This window comes from Pseudanabaena sp. UWO311 (genome assembly GCF_006937785.1).
GTDB lineage: Bacteria > Cyanobacteriota > Cyanobacteriia > Pseudanabaenales > Pseudanabaenaceae > Pseudanabaena.
The window spans coordinates 44064-62234 of record NZ_SJEE01000031.1 but is presented as its reverse complement, the minus strand read 5'-3'; the positions used below and the strand labels follow the sequence as shown (position 1 = coordinate 62234).

Genomic DNA, 18171 nt, shown 5'->3' with positions numbered 1-18171 from the left:
AGGCTTTAACTACTCCCTCTATCTCGCGGAGTCTATTACAAATTTCGTATTCTAGTTTGTACCTTGCGATCGCCTCTGCTGTTGGGTATTCCAATTTGAGGATTTTTAGGATTACTGGTTGGAAATCATGAGAGCGATTTCCTCTATAAACGCTCGATAGATCACTTTCATAAATTAAAGTATTAATTTTATAGCCAGATATCTCAAACATGATCGTGATTACTTCTCGCTCCTGAAGAATGATTTTTTTAAAGTACGAGCAACTCATCCGCAATTCTCATTATGAACTCGATTTTGGTGTTTTTCTTATCTCAGGCGAGGAAAACACCAAAATCGAGTTGAGTGAAAGTAAGCCTAAGAATTGCCTTCACTCAACCCGATTTTTATCATAAGAATTTCTACCTTGGACGCACAGATAAAACTTATTCCCTGGGCTAAAAGTAGGATTGTTAGTTGGTTGAATTGTGTAATTAGGAGATTCGAGGGAAAACTCTAACTGATGTAACAGTGTCGCCATGGTTAACATGATTTGGACTTCGGCTAACCCGTTACCTAAGCATAGATGTGCACCTGCCCCAAAAGGAGCAAAAGCTCCATTTTGTTTATGTTCGCTGCGAGGTGGATGAAAGCGATCGATGTCAAAACTGTTAGGATTTGGGAAAAATTGCGGCAAAAAATGGGGCAATGTCGTGGCAATGATCACATGGGTTCCCGCCTCTACGCGATAGCCTTGAAATGCAAAATCAGCGATCGCATAGCGTTGAATTGCCGCCGCCACAGGATACATCCGCAGTGTCTCCATCGCCGTACCGTGCAAAGCACTCATTCCTCGTAATTGTTCTGCACTAGGTATACCATCTCGAAATAGCAGATCGACTTCCTGCATTACTTTTGCCATTACTTCAGGAGATTTCAGCAATGCGTAAAGCATAAAAGAGCAGGTATTTGCAACCGTATCTATACCTGCAAGGTATGGCCCAACCGCCGCCGCAATCAATTCGGCTTCCGAGAACATGGGATGTAACGTTTTAGAGTCAGCAATTAGATCGTCAATTAAATTTGGTCTTTCCCGCTTAACATCACTGCTGCGACGTTTAGCGATCGCGATTCGAGCTAATTCAAGTACCCTTCGCTTTGCATGTTTATAAGATGGCATCCATAGTAAAAATGATGGCGATTGGCGCACCACCAATACATTCAGCGCTGTCTGTAAAAAACTAACTAAATCAGCACAATACTCACCAGGGGAACAGTCGGCAAGTAACATCCCTAATTGTTCGCAGATAATTTTTTGAAAAAAGGGTAGAACCTGCAATCGTTGTCCCGATCGCAAATCGGCGGTCAAAGACTGGATTAATTGGATTGTCTCTGGAAAAGCATGGATAATGGCGTTACGCGAATATCCTGATTTCAAAAATCGGCGTTGCTGTTGATGGCGATCGCCATCTAAACTGACCAACAATTCGTCAACACCCAGTTCTTTGACAAAATCTTGCCAAAAGTCTTTTCCACTAAGAAACTCAGTTCCGACTTGGTTGACGAACTGATTAGCTTCCGTTCCTGCAATTACCGTAAATTGGCGATCAAGGGCGCGAACACGAAAAATCGATCCAACCTCATGATATTGGTTCAGAAAAAATTTGGGGCTATCGGCTGCTAGTTCAAAACTGCTCCCCAAAATCGGCAGTCCCTTGACTAAAGGTGGAAGTGGAATATTTGTAACTTCATGAGACCAAACAACTCGATCAGGCATCATTTTTACTCCTTAACAACATTTTGCGATCCAACGAGTCATAATTTTTGGTAAAAAGATCTAAGAGATCCCCCTCAATCCCCCTTAAAATAGGGGAAGAAGAAAACCCTCTAATTAATTGCCCCCTAGCCCCCAATTCTGGGGGGACAAGAAAATAAAATTCTTTTAAATCCCCTCAGGACTGGGGGATTTAGGGGGTTTAGATATATCTAAACTTAGACAGATTGTACATACAAGGAAGCCTTTACAAGAGAAGATAGGGAATCTAGACAATTCTTAAATGGTTGCTAAAACAAGAACTGTGTCCGAAATACCACTCCCCAAATTGTGGGGTTACTACTGAAATTGTTAGCATTAAACGTAGCAAACAACGAAGGCGTAAGTGTGATAAATCTCATGATCGGATAAGAATACGTTAGCTCTAAATCATATTGTGTACCACCATCACCATTACCAGCAACAAGGAAATTACGTCCAGAAAGCACTTGAAATGGCATGGTAAAAGACAGCGTACCTAAAGCTCCTTCTTTACCAAGGTCGGGAAAAGCTAGACCAACTTGGAAGGCTTGCAGATTGACATTACCACCAGCGATCGCGAGATTTACAGGTGCAATGCGATAACTACTATAGGAATAGCGACCGAACAAACCAAAGGAGCGATTTAATAGCCAATCAAAGTTAAAGACAAAATTATCCCCTGTGCTATCTTGTAGCCTACCCCCAAATCCATCATCAGCTACTCCTCTCGCTGAATAAGTTAAAAAGAAAGGCAGATTAGGTTGACCAAGGGGAGAAGCTGGAGGTGCTTGGTTATAGGTGCGGCTGTAGAGAAATCGAAAATTCGTGGAATCGCTAGGCGAATAAGTTAGCTCTGTCAAAATCTGATTGGAACCACCGAATAAGCCTCGATTGGGATTGCTGGCACTGTCGCCACCAAAGTATAGAAAAGAGGCATCGTTACGCGCAAGATAGCCAGCTTTTAACAAAAATTGATCGGAAATTCTCCAACTAGCGATCGCCCCTGCTCCTGATAGCCCACTATTGGCGAGAGTACTTTGATAGGAGTTTAATCCTCCTGCACCATTAATTACCGATGTAAAGCGATTGACATCAAACTGCCGAAAAGGAAGGATCTTTGGCCCAACTTGTACCCTCACCGCATCACTAATAGGAAAACTATAGAACAGCTCAAACAAACCAACGCTATTTGGGGCTAGAGGTACGATTGGATTGGAATCGGCATAAGGTACACCAAATGTACTAGAAAAACCTGCTGAACTATAGGCACTAGCGGGCGGATTGCCATTCCCCATCGCTAAAATCAGATTCAGTGAATCTTTTCCCGTAAACGAAGAAGTAAGAACGAGGTAGTTGGAATAGCTGAGGGTGGTATTTGGTTTTTCGGTAATTGTGCCAACAATGGGACTTCCAGTAAATGGATTACGCGCAGCAAACCGAGCCACGGGAGAGCTTCCAGGAATCGGCAACCCTTCAGCGAGAATATTACCGCTACTAAAAGCACTACTCAGGTTAAAGGAACTAAGAATGTTTAGTTTTGTCGTTGTCGAAAACTGCTGCGCTTCCAGTCGGCTAGTTTTCACATCCAGAGTATCGACTCTCCCCCTTAATACTGATAGCTCAGATGCAAATTCTTCTTGGAGTTTTTTTAGGGTCGCCAAATCTGCTTGACTAACTTTGTCGGCAAGCCCTGCACTGATGATTTCATTGATTTTATCTAAACAGGCATTCAGTCCCGACGCAAATTCGTAACGGGAGATCGCTTGTTTTCCTCGATAAGTACGGTCAGGATAGCCTGCGATGCAGCCATAACGCTCTACCAAACTTTGCAGAGCGGTAAAAGCCCAATCAGTTGTTTTGATGTCTGATAGTTGTGATACAGAGGTGATTTGGGTAATCGGTAGCGTTGGGTCAGACTTAGCATTGTAATTAGATAGGCGATCGCGCTGCTGCTGTTCTAATGGAGCGGGTATAGAAGTTTCTATGCTTTTGGTATCTTTAACCTCTTGGAAAGGTTCTATAGCAAACGCCTGAGTTCCAATATCTAAAAGGACATTCAAGACAGCAGATAGTATTATCAGAGTAGAAGAAATCTTGATATTCATTTGTTTTTCACTCACATCACACAACATTTTTGGAAGATTGTTCACCTATAGAAATTATTAAATACCCTTTTAGGATTACAACCAAATTTTTGTTTTTCAGACTATATTTAAACTGAAAACTGAATGTTATGTGGAACTAAGATGATGAATTTCTCGCTGATAGCCAAGCAGGGCAAGTACGGGGGGATTGCCCTTACCCAAAAATAAAATCCAAAGATTTTCGTAGGGGCTGTGCCCCCATTCCAGTCCCAAACCTATGCTATTACAGAAATTCTTTCCACGTAACATCAGTGAAAATATAGAGATTGAGATCCCCGACTTTTTCTTTGGCTGAATAAAATTGATCTTTGCTTGCAAAGAAAAAGTCGGGGATCTGTGAATGCACAGGTTACTTTGCTTACACATTTAACTAGGAAGGCAGTAATTAATGACAAACCCAAATTTGTAAGATTTCTCCCCAGTGGGGAGAAATCTTACAAATTTGGGTAATTTATTTTGTACAAGCACCTGTCCAAAGATTAAAGCAATATATTTTCCAAATGAAGCTAAATCTCACCCTTTTGAACCTAATAGTAATTGGAGCAATCTCGTTTCCCTGCTGGATGCATAATAAGACTTTCGCCGCGCCTATAAATTTGGTTGTTAAATCTGATGAAAAAATAATAGATAAGGTGAGCAGAGCCTCTGAATGCAATGAATTTATAACTATCACAAACAAAGCAGCAGGAGCATCGAACACGACGGAGTTGTCGGTGATTTTGCGTTATATTAATGACCTAAAGCAAGATTTAATGACTCTCAAAGTCGAAGATATACAGCTCAAATCCTTGCAAGAACGCTATTTAAAATTTTCTGAAGAGCTAGGGGATAAATTGACAAGAGCAAAACGTGATCAAGATCAGGGCGATTATGCAGCATTCCAAGCCGCATCTGCGAATTTGATTTCTACTGGTAACAAAGGAATTGATTTAGAACAGGAGTTACAACAATATTGCCGCAAACTCAAACCACAATAAACTCCTTAAAAGTGTTGCGAAGAAACACTTTTAAGGAGTTTATTGTGGTTAGTTTGATTAAAACTTGATTTGATAGTTGGTAAGCCCAGTATTTCTGGCTACTGTCAAAAGCGCAACCGATGGGCGTTGAGCTAGGTAATCAACGATTTGTTTCGCATCGCTGAGGGGTGCGCCATTTAAACTAATAAGACGATCGCCTCGTTGTAACCCCATCTGACTGGCTAGAGAGTTAGGACGCACTTCAAAAACGGTAAGACTTGATGGATTAAGAATTACACCTAATTGAGGACGGTCAAGTCTTACAGGTGCGATCGCTGGAGCAGAAGTTTTGGGAGCCATTGCTGGAGCTTCTTTGATTTGAGAATTAGGAAGACTGGCTACAGTTTTAGGCTGAATGAGAGCAGCGCTACGGGTGATAAATTGTTTGGCGATGGGGGCGCTCGTTGCAAAGCCAATCCCTGTATTGGAGCGACCATCAGGGCTAAGAATTGACTTGTTCACGCCAATCATTTCACCACGAGAATTAAGCAATGGACCCCCAGAATTACCAGGATTGAGTCTGGCATCGGTTTGCAGATCGCCATCAGTCGCAACACGACTCAGAATACCTGTGGTGAGAGTTCCAGACAAGCCAAAGGGGCTGCCGATCGCAAATACCTTTTGACCAACTAGGATATTTTCGCGATCGGCGAATGTGATGGTTGGAAAGCGATCGCTAGAAGCAATCCGAACTAGTGCTAAATCATTTTTGCGATCGATGGTGAGAACCTGTCCGTTATAGGTTTTGCCTTCGGTATTAATAATTCTAACAATGCCATTTTTTGCATCACGAATTACATGTTCATTGGTAATTACTAAACCTTCAGGACTAATGATGCTGCCTGAGCCTGTGCTAGTTGCTGTTTTAATTGTCACCACCGCAGGATTAGCCGAACGATAGACTTCCATCGTAATTTTTTCGTCTGTATTAAAATCAATGGGGGCGGCTGAGGCAGCTTTGCTAAAGCTAGGAATGCTGACTAAGATTGCCGATATCAAGCTCAAGGCGATCGCTCTAGTTTTCATTTACTTCTGTCTGGGTAATTCCTGTTATGGCAGTTTTGACGAGAGTCGCGATCGGACAGTTCCGATTAATGTTTACGCCATTTGTCGCATATTTACAGAGCTCACCGCTGAAACCCGAATTAAAAAAGGGTCGCGCTGCGACCCTTTTTTAATTCGGGTTCGGTTGAACGGAAATTGCTATAGAAAAAAGCGTAAAATTGTAGATATAAGCAACTTCCTAATCTTTAGGAGGCGATGCAATTATGTTTCGCAGAAACTATCTTCTTAACCTCTGCGGCGTAATTTTGGTAGCCATCTCTTTTGGTGTATTACTTTCTAGTGATGAAGCTAATGCTCAAAATGCGATCGCCACGTTAGCAAATGGCAACTATCAACTTTGTAGTCAACCAAAACCCAGTGATTGGCGCAATGGTGCAGGGGTTTGTTTTAATTTTACAAAAACAGGCGATCGCGTGGATGGATATTATGGCTATCCGCATTCGGATGATTTTATCTGTGTACGTGGGCTCACGAATGGCAGTCTCATAACTGGCGAAGCGCTAGCAATCTCTTGGGGTGGTCGCCAATGGATTAGTATTCCCAAGACTGAATTTAAATGGGATGAAGAAGGACATTTGTCTCTTAAGGATGGTAAGGTCATTCGGACTGCGATGGATCGGGGTGGACGTACTGAATGGATCTTATTTAGTCATGCAAAACTGAATACTGATGGCTTTTATCAATATCCACAACCGTTCATGACTTCTCCATCACAATTGTGTGACTGGCAATAATTGTCACACTTCCATAAAAAACTTGTTTTTAGAGATAAAACCAAAAAGCTAACAAGAGTTGCGGCGCTTTGCGCCGCAACTCTTGTTAGCTTAATTTAAAAAAACTTATTGGGTTTGGGTTTCAATTCGCGAAAGTGTTGTCACACTTTCGTGAATTGGTATCAATCGATCGCGCAGTTAACTTTTGTAATGACATTAACAGCATTATCTTGGGAACGAATTGATAAATCTATAATAGATTTGGAAGATTAAAAACAGCTTATATCTTTCAAAAAAATGGAGTTTAAAGCTATGTATATAGAATGGCAAGGCTTTACAGAAGGCAGTTGGACTAGAGAAGTCAACGTTAGAGATTTTATTCAAAAGAATTATAGTCCCTATGAGGGAAACGCTGAGTTTTTAGCAGCCGCAACCGCAAAAACTCAGCAACTTTGGCAGAAAGTTCTTGAGCTAATGAAGCTAGAACGGGAAAAGAGTGTTTTGGATGTAGATACAAAACTACCTACATCGATTACGGCGCATGACGCAGGATATATTGATCGCGAAGTAGAACAAATTGTCGGCTTGCAAACTGATAAACCCCTTAAACGCGCAATTATGCCCTATGGCGGTATTCGCGTTGTTAAGGCAGGCTTAGAAGCCTATGGCTATCAGCTTGATCCCCAAACAGAAGAGACTTTTACTAAGTATCGCAAAACCCATAACGATGGCGTGTTTGATGCTTATACCAGTGAGATGCGGAAAGCAAGAAAATCGGGGATCATTACAGGGTTGCCCGATGCCTATGGACGCGGACGCATCATTGGTGATTATCGCCGCGTGGCTCTTTATGGAGTCGATCGCTTGATTGACGATAAAAAGACGCAGAAAGAATCTCTCGAACTAGATGTAATGGATGAAGAAACCATTCGTCTGCGTGAGGAGTTATCGGAGCAAATTCGTGCTTTGCTTGAACTAAAGGAAATGGCAGCAAAGTATGGCTTAGATATCGGTCATCCTGCAATGACTGCAAAAGAAGCTGTGCAGTGGCTTTATTTTGGTTATCTAGGTGCAGTCAAAGAACAAAATGGGGCTGCGATGTCTCTCGGTCGAGTTTCGACGTTTTTAGACATATATTTCGAGAGAGATTTGCGGAATGGCGCGATCGCAGAAGTCGAGTTACAAGAATTAATCGACCATTTCGTGATGAAGTTGAGAATGGTGCGATTTTTACGCACACCTGACTACAATGCCCTATTCTCAGGCGATCCCACATGGGTAACCGAAGCGATCGGTGGCATGAGCGCCGATGGTCGGACTTTAGTTACCAAAACTAGCTATCGTTTCTTACATACACTTTCTAACCTTGGTGCGGCTCCAGAGCCTAATCTAACTGTCCTTTGGTCAGAACATTTACCCGATAACTTCAAACAGTTCTGTGCCAAGATTTCCAGCGACACCAGTTCGATTCAGTATGAGAATGATGACCTGATGCGTCCGACTTATGGAGATGACTATGCGATCGCCTGTTGTGTATCGGTAATGCGAATCGGTAAACAGATGCAGTTCTTCGGCGCTAGGGTAAATCTCGCCAAGACTCTGCTCTATGCAATTAATGGCGGTAAAGATGAGAAGTCTGGAGATCAAGTCGCACCCAATTTTGCACCGATCACATCGGAATATCTCGATTACCAAGAAGTTAATGAGCGTTTGCAGCAGATGATGGGCTGGCTTGCCAAGGCATACATCAACACTCTCAATGTCATTCACTATATGCATGACAAATATTGCTACGAGCGCATCGAAATGGCTTTGCACGATCGCGATGTTTATCGGACAATGGCTTGCGGGATCGCAGGTTTGTCCGTAGTGGTGGATTCCCTTTCAGCAATTAAGTACTCTAAGGTGAAAGTGATTCGCAATGAGCAGGGCTTGGCTGTGGATTATGTCACTGAGGGCGAATATCCCAAGTATGGCAACAATGACGATCTTGTAGATAGCATTGCTGTTGACCTCGTAGCAAGATTTATGAATGAAATCCGCAAGCATCCCACCTATCGCCATGCAGTGCCTACTCAATCAGTTCTGACAATTACTTCCAATGTTGTCTATGGGAAGAAAACTGGAAATACTCCCGATGGACGTAGAGCAGGTGAACCATTTGCTCCAGGTGCTAATCCTATGCATGGACGAGACTGTTGTGGAGCGATCGCGTCGCTTTCATCAGTTGCCAAACTCCCCTATGGCGATTGTCAGGATGGTATTTCTAACACTTTCTCGATTGTGCCTACAGCATTGGGTAGACAGGAAAGCGATCGCACTAATAATCTAGTTAATCTGTTAGATGGCTATTTTCATGATGGCGGTCATCACATTAACGTGAACGCGCTTGATCGCAATACTCTCCTAGATGCAATGGAACATCCCGAAAACTATCCTCAGCTAACAATTCGGGTTTCGGGCTATGCTGTAAACTTCATTAAGCTCACCCGTGAGCAGCAAATGGATGTAATTAAGCGCACGTTCCACGAACGGGTATAGCTTTTAAAAAGTGCTGCTTCGCAGCACTTTTTAAAAAAATCAAGAGGAGATATGATGTCTGGAATTGGACGCATTCATTCAATCGAAACTTTTGGCACTGTTGATGGGCCGGGAATCAGGTTTATAGTCTTCACTCAGGGCTGTCCCCTACGTTGCCTATATTGTCATAATCCCGACTGTCGCAACGCCCATGACGGCAAGGAAGTTACCGTTGATTATCTGATCGATGAGATTAGTAAATGTAAATCCTATATTCGCAAAGGAGGGGTCACCGTAAGTGGTGGAGAACCATTGATGCAGCCAGAATTTACGCAAGAAATATTTGCTCGTTGTCATCAAATCGGCTTACATACTGCTCTTGATACCTCTGGCTACTGCGCTTTAGAAGTTGCCAAACCAGTACTCGAAGAAACAGACTTGGTTCTTCTTGATATCAAATCCTACATCCCTGAACTTTATTACAAAGTCACTAATGTTTCCATCGAACCAACTCTATCGATGGCAAGATATCTCAGCGATATTGGCAAGCCTGTCTGGATTAGATTCGTGCTAGTACCACATCTTACCGATAACAAGGATAATATCAATCAACTTGCTGATTTTATTGCCACCTTAAAAAATGTCGAGAGATTGGAGGTTCTCCCATTTCATAAAATGGGAGAATATAAGTGGGAACAGTTGGGCTTACCTTACTCCCTTAAAGACACACCACCAGCATCCCCAGAACTAGTAAGGCAAACAGTCGAGATATTTCGCGATCGCGGAATCAATGCACTTGGTGCGATCGGAATTTAACAACTTTTTTCCGTTAATCAAAATTTCTAGGAGGCAAAAGGTTATGCTACATAAATATCAAGAAAAAATCATTTCTCTTTGGATTGTTTTTCTACTGGGGTTGCTCTTCCATACCCAATTAGGATTGATGCCATTGTTCCATGGACTGAATATCGTCGTATCTCAATCACAGAATATGACTGAGATTGCTCCAATTATGTGGTTGATGCTCAGCTTTTTCGTGCTGCCAATGGCTGCAATTGTCGGTACTGTTCTAACAGATACAAGACCATATAGGATTATGCACTTTTGGTTTACGTTACTTTACACGCTGCTAAATTTATCGCATCTAATTGCAGATCTAATGGTAAAGCCAATCGCTTGGTATCAGATCGCGCTTATGGCAATTCTATTAGTGATTGGTCTTTTAATTAATATAGCTTCTTATCAATGGATGCAAGATAGAAAGCGTCAGCATTCTTTGCCAATTCATACATGAGCTTTATTCTCTGATGTTACGTGGAAGGAATTCCTGTCATAGCATAGGTCTGGGGCTGGCACGGGGGCACAGCCCCTACAGAACATAAATTGTTTCAGGTAGTGGCAATCCCACCATGGTTGCCCTGTCACGCTAGCAGCTAGAGATTCATCATCAGTGTTACACATAACATCAGTTATTCACAACAAAAAATATAAGTATCAAGAGGATTGAATATGAAAGTCACGAATATTGAAGAATTGGAATTGTTGATTCAAAGGGTGAAAGTGGCTCAAGCTGAATACGCTACATATACCCAAGAGCAGGTTGATCACATATTTAAACAGGCTGCTTTGGCGGCCAATGCGGCACGAATTCCTTTAGCAAAAGCAGCAGTTAAAGAATCGGGTATGGGCGTAATCGAAGATAAAGCGATCAAAAATCACTTTGCGTCTGAGATGATTTATAACAAGTATAAAAATGATAAAACTTGCGGTGTAATTGAATCTGACAAGCATTTTGGCTATGAACGCATTGCCGAACCTGTAGGACTGCTTGCAGGAATCGTACCTGTTACTAATCCTACTTCTACGACAATTTTCAAGTCTTTAATTGCCTTGAAAACTAGAAATGGGATTATCTTTTCTCCCCATCCCCATGCCAAAGACTGCACGATCGCTGCGGCAAAAATTGTACTAGATGCTGCTGTAGTTGCTGGCGCTCCTCCTGACATCATTGGTTGGATCGATGAACCAACTGTGCCGCTTTCTCAAGCTTTGATGCAAAATCCGAACATCAAGCTGATCTTGGCAACGGGCGGGCCTGGAATGGTCAAAGCAGCCTATTCTTCAGGGCATCCTTCGATTGGTGTGGGCGCTGGCAATACGCCTGCAATCATTGATGAAACCGCACATATGCAAATGGCGGTCAGTTCGATTATTCTCAGTAAGACTTTTGACAATGGTACGATTTGCGCTTCCGAGCAGTCGGTAGTAGTGGTATCGGCTGTTTACGAAGCGGTGAGGGAAGAATTTATTAAGCGTGGTGCATATTTCCTTAATGAAGCAGAACGCGACCAGATTCGTCAGGTAATTTTAAAAGATGGCAGGCTGAATGCGGAGATAGTCGGGCAATCGGTGATTAAGATTGCCGAAGTTGCAGGTTTTGGAATACCAGAAAATACCAGAGTTTTAATCGGTGAAGTGGAAGCAATTTCTAAGGACGAACCCTTTGCCTATGAGAAACTTTCACCAATCCTTGCTATGTATCGCGCCAAGGATTTCCATGATGCTGTCGATATAGCTGAAGAGTTGGTCTTATTTGGAGGGCATGGACATACTTCGGTACTTTATACCGCAGCCAACAATCAAGACCATATTCGCTATTTTGAGAGCAAACTAGAAACTTCGCGGATGTTGATTAATACACCATCTTCGCAGGGTGCGATCGGCGATCTCTATAACTTCCGTCTTGATCCTTCATTAACCCTTGGTTGCGGTAGTTGGGGTGGCAATTCGGTATCAGCAAACGTTACCCCACAGCATTTGTTAAATATTAAAACTGCGGCTGAACGTCGGGAGAACATGCTGTGGTTTCGCATCCCACCAAAGATTTATTTCAAATCTGGGTGCTTACCTGTCGCACTGCGAGATCTAGCGGGTCGAAAACGCGCATTGATTGTCACCGATCGCCCTTTGTTTGAACTAGGTTTAACCAAGGAGGTTACTGATAGTTTAGAAGAAATCGGACTTGCTCATTACACCTTCTATGATGTAGAACCCGATCCATCTTTAGCAACGGTTCGTAAAGGCTTAGAAATCTGCAACAGCTTTCACCCCGATGTGATTATCGCCTTTGGAGGCGGATCGCCAATGGATGCTGCCAAAATCATGTGGCTGATGTATGAACATCCTGACATTGAGTTTGAAGGCTTAGCAATGCGATTCATGGATATTCGTAAACGTGTTTACGAGTTGCCTCCTCTTGGCGCAAAAGCGATTATGGTGGCAGTTCCCACGACATCTGGAACTGGATCGGAAGTCACTCCTTTTGCGGTGGTCACGGATGAAAAATCGCATATCAAGTATCCGCTTGCCGATTATGCTTTGACTCCGAATATGGCGATCGTCGATCCTGAACTGACGCTCAATATGCCGAAACGGCTTACTGCCTATGGCGGTATTGATGCACTCACCCATGCGATCGAGGCTTATGTTTCTGTCCTTGCTTCAGAATATACAAATGGATTAGCTTTAGAGGCAATTCGGTTGTTATTCAAGTATTTGCCTAGCGCTTACAAAAATGGTGCAAAAGATCCCAAAGCGCGAGAAAAAGTCCATTATGCCGCCACGATCGCAGGGATGGCTTTTGCCAATGCATTCTTAGGAGTCTGTCACTCGATTGCTCATCAGTTAGGTGGTACTTGCCATCTTGCTCACGGGCTAGCCAATGCGCTGATGATCTCCCATGTCATTCGTTACAATGCGACGGATGTTCCCTTTAAACAAGCGATTTTCTCACAAAATAAATACCCAAATAGCAAATGGCGCTATGCCCAAATTGCGAACTATCTGCATTTAGGGGGTGAAACAGATGACGAAAAAGTTGAGCTATTGATTGCTGCTGTAGAAGATCTCAAACGTCAAGTAGATATTCCTGACACAATTAAGGACGCTCTTTTGGAACAAGGTATTGGTGAAGAATTCTTCATTGCACATGTGGAAGACATGGCAGATCAAGCCTTTGACGATCAATGTACTGGTGCAAATCCTCGCTATCCCTTGATCGCTGATCTTAAGCAGCTAATGCTGCAAGCCTATTACACCAATGCTCAAAATGGCGCTGCCATTTTGAGCATTTAAAACTATTACTAGGCTGGCTTTTTAGTTTCCAAAAGTGTTGTCACACTTTTGTGAATTGGTATTACTCACTAATGGGGGAGGCGATCGAAAAGGTTGAAGGTAAACCCGACGCTGAGGTCGTCACACGCCGACTTATATGGGAGTTTATTGCTTACATTCGGCTAAATCAGCCACTTTGCCATATTGGTAGCAGTTATTCTTATCTTGACCTAGCCCAAAACGTTTGAGAACCTGAAAGGTCTCAGCATCGGCACCGACAACTACTATGGGTAAGTCACCATAGCTAGTGACGGAAGGAACGTAATACACTTGTTGTCTATCACGGGTATAACCCATGCCAAGCAATTCAAACGATTTGTACTGAACATTGGTGAGCGCAGTACCATTGAAATAGACTTGTCGTTTATCACGGGCATACCCTTCTGTCCCTGCTACGTTAAGCAATTCAAAGGATTCGGGTAAGGCATTAGATAGTACCTTGTTATCAAAATATACTTGTTGTTTGTCACGGGCATACACATTACTAATGACTTGCCTTTTGTCACGGGCATCTCCATCGGGGAGGAGTAATTCAAAGGAGTCGGGCAGGGCATTGGGAAGCACTTCGTCGTAGGAATATACCCGCTGTTTATCGCTGGCATACCGCCCAGAAATCACTTTAAAGGAGTCGGGCAAGGCATTGGGGAGAATATTCCCCAAACTATCATAAACATACTGCTTATCACGGGCATAGTTGCCCAACACTTCAAATGTGGAAGCATCTACTTCGGGCTTGAGTACACCCTGATAAAACACACCCTTGTCATCTTTAGCCCATCCCGTCTGCTGTAAAATCTGAAAGCTGTCAGCTTTTGCTTGCGGAAGAAGCACGTCCTTCTCGCCGTTATCAAAATACACTTTGTTTTCAAAAATCCTATAGCCCGTTGCTTGCGGCACGATTTTATGACCGCCCGAATCATACCCAAACAAGAAGCATCCTGTGAGGCTAATGGTAATTACGGGCAAAAAATAGAGGGCGATTCGTTTTAGGTTCATCAGACTTTTCCAGAGAGCTTTCCAGAGAATTTTCCAGCGCAGACGATGCACAAGTCTGCTATTTGGAGCTTAAGATTAATTACTACTAGGAGTAACCTTCTCACTATCCGATGGAGGTGGAAATTGCTTAAGCTCAGGTAAATTACGTAACGTTGGGGAAATATTGCCACTTGCTCCATAGGGTTGTTTGGCGATCGCCTCAGTGATCTTCTCTGTCATTGTTTCAGTGATTTTGATATCGTTCATGGCTAATAATGCTTGAATCGCCGCAGGGATGGAATCTGGGTCCATAAACAAAACCTTACTGCTAGGACTTTCCCCGATCGCTTGTCCCATGGCAAGATATTTTTGGGCTAACAAATACTGCACCGCTTCCTTCCCATTAGGATGCTTTGCGATCGCATTGGCAATCCGCTCGATCGACAGAGCCATCGCTTCTGTCTGTTCTAGCTGAACTTGCCGCTCTGATTCTGCTAGCACCCGATTAGAGCGAGCTTCAGCTTCCGCTTTAGTTATTTCTGAAGTCTTTATCCCTTCAGATAGCGAAATCATTGCTTTCTTCTCAATCTCGGCTGCCTTTTGTTTTTCCATCGACTGAAGAACTGAACTCGGGATCGTAATCTCACCAAGCCTGACTCGCAAGACGTTGATTCCCCAATCTTGGGTGTCATTACTAATTCCCTTTAAAATTTCGGTATTAATTTCTTCTTGACCACCGATGATAAAATCCAGTTCGCAGCGTCCAATCTGGGTTTGAATTTGGGTTGTCAGCGATATTTGCAAAGACTGATCGACATTTTCAATGTTGTAGCGAGCTTTTTGGAGATCAGTAATTTGCCAATACATCGTGCCACTGACATTGACGCTAACATTATCAGAGGTCATGCAAGGCTGAGGCTTTAGTTCTAACACTTGCTCACGGGCGCTTTTGATTAATGAGACACGATCTATAAACGGCAGGACAATGTTGATGCCTGGTTCCATCGTCTTTTGATACTTCCCAAATCTTTCAACCAGTGCAATTTGCCCTTCTTCAATGATCCGAAAGGAGCGATAGATATAAGTGCCACTTAACAAAGCAAAAACAATGCTGAAAATTGTTGCTTCCATATATGCAAACCAATGGTAGCGATTTATTTAGATGCTATCAAAATATAAAAGACTGGCTAAGCCAGTCTTTTATATTTTATTGGGATCTTAACCAACTGATTCTATTTCGTGATCGCCTAAATGGGTTACAAATTTAGGTGTAAATCTCACCTCATAGGGATAGTTCGGACTGATCGGACGACCATTCCATTCCGTATGCACACGGACAATTTCGCCTTCCAGTCCTGAAATGTCAAAGGATTTACCTTTGTGTTCAGGATGGTGGAAAACACTTAATGCTGTCTTGACACGAACGCGATCGCCAATCTTCATAAACTCTGATATATCCAAATTTAAACGAGATTTTTCAATTATCGCTTGTCTTTGTAGCCAATGCTATAAAACCCAAAAAACAAAAGCAACCCTTTGGGTTGCTTTTGTTTTTTGGGTTTATATTGCAGCAGTTACAACTTCATCTTTTTCTGCTTCGTCTGGCAAAAACACTTCAAGTTTTGGTGCGTGACCCCAAAACGCTTCTAGGTCATAATATTCGCGTTCTTGAGCCATCATGGCATGGACAATCACATCGCCGTAATCGAGCAAAATCCAAGTGCCGTCTTGCTCACCCGCAATATTTCTAGGCTTGCGCCCAAACTTTTCAGAGATCTCTTCTTCAGCCATGCCAGCGATCGCTCTTACTTGTGCCTTAGAAAATCCTGTAGCAATCACAAAATACTCAGCCAGACTTGACACTTCACCGATCGCTAGCAAAACGATATTTTCTCCCTTGCGATCATCGGCAGCGATCGCTGCTGCTTGTGCCATTTGATAGCTTTGGTCTTGCTCTCTCTCACTTAGTTTGAGATCTGTGGGGGTATCGATATCGGTTGCGATGGTCATAGTTGGCAGATGTACTCCTGATAAATTATTTCAGCACACTAACATTGTAACTTGATCTCAAAGTTTGGCGCTGTTTAAACATTTAGGGGCAGCGCGGAGCGCTGCCCCTAAATGTTTAAAATCTTTAATGTTTAAAATCTTTTTTGTAATAACAATTTCTTTGGCCGCCCCATTAACCAATAATTTACAATACCTTCTTGGCTATGCAGTCGGTAGCCAATGCGATCGTACAGATGACGAGCAGGGTGATTGTCTTCAAGAACATGTATATAGAGTCGTGAAAAACCCCATTTTTTCACCGTTTGCTCTGCTGCTAATAAAAGTTGTTTTGCCACACCACGCCGCCGCCATTGAGGATGCACAGCCAAATTAAAAACATAGGGATATTGCTGCATTTCGCGACCTAGCCAAAACTCACGATAGGGCTTGATAGGTACATATCGCATACAAATTTCTAGAGAAGCGATCGCTTGAAATTTATTGGCAGGATGGGTAGCCACAAGGCAGGCATAGCAGGGGGTCTTGTCACCAAACCGACCACTAAGATCGAGCATGATGCCATAGCGCAAAAGTGGATATACCAGATCCGTAAAGATGCGCTGTAAAGAATTTAATTGATAATCGCTATTCCGATAAAAGCTCTCAGTCAAGATATCGGATACATGACCAACATCTCTAGAGCTAGCTTGACGAATGGTAAACGAAGAAGATGGGCTTGGCACATTCAGCGCTAACGGCTTAGCGAAAATAATTTAACGATCTCAGTTATTATCACTAATAAATTACCCAAAATTTGTAAGGTTGCGCCCCGAATTGACACAACCTTACAAATTTTGATCTACTTGTGCGATCGCAATGACCAATCTCGATAAACCCATCTATGTGCCTAGCAAAACTATTCGCCCCCGCAAACAATTTGGACAACATTGGTTACGAAGTGATGATGTGCTGAATAAAATTTTACGGGCAGGACAATTGCAACCAAACGATCGCATTTTAGAAATTGGGCCAGGGACTGGTAATCTCACTCGTTTACTTCTGCCCTTTGTTGAGTCGCTCACTGCTGTAGAAATTGATCGCGATCTTTGCGAAAAGCTTCGTAAAACGATGCATCAAAAGAATTTCCAATTGATCGAAGGGAGCATTCTCGATATTCCTCTTCCTCCCCAGACCAACAAGGTGATCGCCAATATTCCCTACAACATTACAGGCGAAATCCTTAAAAGGTTATTGGGAACTCTCTCAGACCCAATCCAACAATTTGAGCAAATTGTACTGCTTGTTCAAAAAGAAATAGGCGATCGCTTAGCGGCAAAAGCTGGACACAAAGCCTACAATGGGCTCAGCGTCAAGATTCAATATCTTGCCGAATGTCAGTTTATTTGTGATGTTCCTGCTACTGCTTTCTATCCACCACCCAAAGTTAACTCAGCTGTTGTCCGCATTATTCCCCGTCCCCCTGTTAACGCCGCCAGCGATCCTAAGTTTTTAGATCGGCTACTCACGCTCGGTTTTGCGACTAAGCGCAAGATGTTGCGAAACAATTTGATTTCGGAAATAGATCGCGATCAATTGGTTCTCATTTTAGAATCCATGGGAATTAATGGACAAGTCAGAGCTGAGGATCTAGATGTTTCTCAATGGGTAGCCTTAAGTGAAGCCGTAATCAAGTCAAAATCATAGCAAATGGAATTTGATGCTATCGCTGACACATCCCCAAAATAGCGATCGCAGGTTAATTTTTGGAAATTATGATTTAGGCGATCGCTTGCCGTTGAGATGAT

At 42.8% G+C, this 18171-nt stretch carries 15 protein-coding genes and 1 pseudogene; 7 read left to right on the top strand and 9 right to left on the bottom strand.

Annotated elements, in window-relative coordinates; genetic code table 11:
* The 3 genes and pseudogenes from PseudUWO311_RS24480 to PseudUWO311_RS19230 all read right to left on the bottom strand — a co-directional run.
* A pseudogene (locus tag PseudUWO311_RS24480) lies at positions 1 to 268 on the bottom strand (hypothetical protein); the annotation flags it as partial.
* A gap of 99 nt (positions 269 to 367) precedes the next feature.
* Positions 368 to 1756, bottom strand: a complete 1389-nt coding sequence (locus PseudUWO311_RS19235) for a cytochrome P450 (protein ID WP_142656837.1) — start codon at positions 1754 to 1756, stop codon at positions 368 to 370.
* 284 nt (positions 1757 to 2040) lie between these two features.
* Complete coding sequence (locus PseudUWO311_RS19230; RefSeq protein WP_190303570.1) at positions 2041 to 3876, bottom strand: iron uptake porin; 1836 nt, start codon at positions 3874 to 3876, stop codon at positions 2041 to 2043.
* Between the two features lie 539 nt (positions 3877 to 4415).
* Here PseudUWO311_RS19230 and PseudUWO311_RS19225 point away from each other — a divergent pair.
* On the top strand, positions 4416 to 4892 hold the full coding sequence (locus PseudUWO311_RS19225) for a hypothetical protein (RefSeq protein WP_142656835.1): 477 nt from the start codon (positions 4416 to 4418) through the stop codon (positions 4890 to 4892).
* Between the two features lie 57 nt (positions 4893 to 4949).
* On the opposite strand, the gene PseudUWO311_RS19220 is transcribed toward PseudUWO311_RS19225, so the two are convergent.
* Entirely contained in the window at positions 4950 to 5957 is a 1008-nt protein-coding gene (locus PseudUWO311_RS19220) for a S1C family serine protease (RefSeq protein ID WP_142656834.1), read from the bottom strand.
* 242 nt (positions 5958 to 6199) lie between these two features.
* On the opposite strand from PseudUWO311_RS19220, the gene PseudUWO311_RS19215 reads away from it, so the two are divergent.
* The 5 genes from PseudUWO311_RS19215 to adhE all read left to right on the top strand — a co-directional run bounded on the left by PseudUWO311_RS19215 (position 6200) and on the right by adhE (position 13363).
* Positions 6200 to 6730 (top strand): hypothetical protein, encoded by a 531-nt coding sequence (locus tag PseudUWO311_RS19215; protein WP_142656833.1) that lies wholly within the window; start codon positions 6200 to 6202, stop codon positions 6728 to 6730.
* Positions 6731 to 7021: 291 nt separating this feature from the next.
* Positions 7022 to 9250, top strand: coding sequence for a formate C-acetyltransferase (gene pflB / locus PseudUWO311_RS19210; protein WP_142656832.1), 2229 nt, complete (start codon positions 7022 to 7024; stop codon positions 9248 to 9250).
* A gap of 54 nt (positions 9251 to 9304) precedes the next feature.
* The gene (gene pflA / locus PseudUWO311_RS19205) at positions 9305 to 10045 is read left to right on the top strand and encodes a pyruvate formate-lyase-activating protein (protein ID WP_142656843.1); all 741 of its coding nucleotides are present in this window, start codon (positions 9305 to 9307) and stop codon (positions 10043 to 10045) included.
* Between the two features lie 43 nt (positions 10046 to 10088).
* Positions 10089 to 10523 carry a hypothetical protein gene (locus tag PseudUWO311_RS19200; RefSeq protein ID WP_142656831.1) on the top strand — a complete coding sequence of 145 codons (435 nt, stop codon included), beginning with the start codon at positions 10089 to 10091 and terminating at the stop codon, positions 10521 to 10523.
* Between the two features lie 215 nt (positions 10524 to 10738).
* A complete protein-coding gene (gene adhE / locus PseudUWO311_RS19195; RefSeq protein ID WP_190303569.1) occupies positions 10739 to 13363 on the top strand; it encodes a bifunctional acetaldehyde-CoA/alcohol dehydrogenase in 2625 nt (874 codons plus the stop codon).
* Positions 13364 to 13507: 144 nt separating this feature from the next.
* On the opposite strand, the gene PseudUWO311_RS19190 is transcribed toward adhE, so the two are convergent.
* From PseudUWO311_RS19190 to PseudUWO311_RS19170, 5 genes are all read right to left on the bottom strand, one after another.
* Positions 13508 to 14398: a DKNYY domain-containing protein gene (locus PseudUWO311_RS19190; protein ID WP_142656829.1), complete on the bottom strand. Its 891-nt coding sequence runs from the start codon at positions 14396 to 14398 to the stop codon at positions 13508 to 13510.
* A gap of 75 nt (positions 14399 to 14473) precedes the next feature.
* A complete protein-coding gene (locus PseudUWO311_RS19185; protein WP_142656828.1) occupies positions 14474 to 15508 on the bottom strand; it encodes an SPFH domain-containing protein in 1035 nt (344 codons plus the stop codon).
* An 87-nt stretch (positions 15509 to 15595) separates the two neighbouring features.
* Positions 15596 to 15820, bottom strand: a complete 225-nt coding sequence (locus PseudUWO311_RS19180) for a ferredoxin-thioredoxin reductase variable chain (protein ID WP_103667102.1) — start codon at positions 15818 to 15820, stop codon at positions 15596 to 15598.
* Positions 15821 to 15937: 117 nt separating this feature from the next.
* Entirely contained in the window at positions 15938 to 16387 is a 450-nt protein-coding gene (gene rsfS / locus PseudUWO311_RS19175) for a ribosome silencing factor (RefSeq protein WP_142656827.1), read from the bottom strand.
* 131 nt (positions 16388 to 16518) lie between these two features.
* The gene (locus tag PseudUWO311_RS19170; RefSeq protein ID WP_142656826.1) at positions 16519 to 17109 is read right to left on the bottom strand and encodes a GNAT family N-acetyltransferase; all 591 of its coding nucleotides are present in this window, start codon (positions 17107 to 17109) and stop codon (positions 16519 to 16521) included.
* A 133-nt stretch (positions 17110 to 17242) separates the two neighbouring features.
* Between PseudUWO311_RS19170 and rsmA the strand changes: the two genes are divergently transcribed.
* Positions 17243 to 18070 carry a 16S rRNA (adenine(1518)-N(6)/adenine(1519)-N(6))-dimethyltransferase RsmA gene (gene rsmA, locus PseudUWO311_RS19165; RefSeq protein WP_142656825.1) on the top strand — a complete coding sequence of 276 codons (828 nt, stop codon included), beginning with the start codon at positions 17243 to 17245 and terminating at the stop codon, positions 18068 to 18070.
* Positions 18071 to 18171: the final 101 nt, after the last annotated feature.